The 838-nt window shown below is 65.9% G+C and carries 1 protein-coding gene; it reads right to left on the bottom strand.

Features of this window, described 5'->3' with window-relative positions:
* Positions 1-838: aminotransferase class I/II-fold pyridoxal phosphate-dependent enzyme (locus ACXJKR_RS33770; protein ID WP_457326579.1), on the bottom strand; the 838-nt coding region annotated here is incomplete at both ends.

Below are 838 nucleotides of genomic sequence, written 5' to 3'. Positions count from 1 at the left end.
GCGATGGACAGCACGCGCGTGCTGTCAATGACGTGGAAAGCTGCTGCACGTGCAGCTTCAGAGGTATCGGCGCGCAGGTCGAAGGACAGCACCGCCCCGCCCTGCCCGCTTTGCTGGCGCATGGCCAGGTCATGCTGAGGATGGGATGCGAGCGATGGGTAGTAGACATGGTCCACCTCCGGCTGCGCCTCCAGCCAGCGCGCAACGGCCAGGGCCTGCTCGCTCTGGGCCTTCATGCGCAGCGACAGCGTCTCCAAGCCCTTGAGCACGACCCAGGCGTTGAAAGGCGCCAGCGTCATGCCGACGGTACGCAGCACCGGGCCGAAGACATCGCGGATCAACTTGCTGGAGCCACACAGCGCGCCGGCCATCACGCGACCCTGGCCATCCATGTACTTGGTGGCCGAATGCATGACGATGTCGGCACCCATCTCGGTGGGGCGCTGCAGCGCTGGCGTCGAGTAGGTGTTGTCGACCGCCAGGATGGCGCCGGCTCCGTGGGCAATGTCCGCCAAGGCGCGGATGTCGCAGACCTCGGTCAGCGGGTTGGTCGGCGTCTCGGCGAAGAGTAGTTTGGTTGTCGCCTTGACGGCTGCACGCCATTCGGCGAGGTCAGTCTGCGAGACAAAGCTGGTCTCGACACCGAACTTCGCGAATTCCTTGGCGAACAGGTTGATGGTCGAGCCGAACACGGAGCGCGAGCAGACGACGTGATCGCCGGCCTTCAACACGCCCATGCCGAGCAGCAGGATGGCGCTCATGCCAGTGGACGTAGCGATCGCCGCCTCGGTACCCTCCAGCGCAGCCAGGCGCGCCTCCAGGCTGCGCACGGTCGGGT

The organism is Roseateles sp. P5_E11 (assembly GCF_054049355.1).
The sequence above is the reverse complement of the archived record's forward strand: the minus strand, read 5'-3'. Positions and strand labels throughout refer to the sequence as shown.